Source organism: Enterobacter sp. UPMP701 (assembly GCF_053709515.1).
This window is the reverse complement of the sequence record NZ_JBSKJN010000054.1, coordinates 1-550: the sequence shown is the minus strand read 5'-3', so window position 1 is coordinate 550 and position 550 is coordinate 1. Positions and strand designations below refer to the sequence as shown.

Annotated in this window: 1 pseudogene; it reads right to left on the bottom strand. The window is 56.5% G+C overall.

Features of this window, described 5'->3' with window-relative positions:
* Positions 1-550 (bottom strand): annotated as a pseudogene (locus ACWKXT_RS24315) (IS1-like element IS1B family transposase); the annotation flags it as partial.

The window sequence follows — 550 nt, the reverse complement described above, 5'->3', positions numbered from 1 at the left end:
CGTCCCAGCCGTGCCAGGTGCTGCCTCAGATTCAGGTTATGCCGCTCAATTCGCTGCGTATATCGCTTGCTGATTACGTGCAGCTTTCCCTTCAGGCGGGATTCATACAGCGGCCAGCCATCCGTCATCCATATCACCACGTCAAAGGGTGACAGCAGGCTCATAAGACGCCCCAGCGTCGCCATAGTGCGTTCACCGAATACGTGCGCAACAACCGTCTTCCGGAGCCTGTCATACGCGTAAAACAGCCAGCGCTGGCGCGATTTAGCCCCGACGTATCCCCACTGTTCGTCCATTTCCGCGCAGACGATGACGTCACTGCCCGGCTGTATGCGCGAGGTTACCGACTGCGGCCTGAGTTTTTTAAATGGCGGAAAATCGTGTTGAGGCCAACGCCCATAATGCGGGCGGTTGCCCGGCATCCAACGCCATTCATGGCCATATCAATGATTTTCTGGTGCGTACCGGGTTGAGAAGCGGTGTAAGTGAACTGCAGTTGCCATGTTTTACGGCAGTGAGAGCAGAGATAGCGCTGATGTCCGGCGGTGCT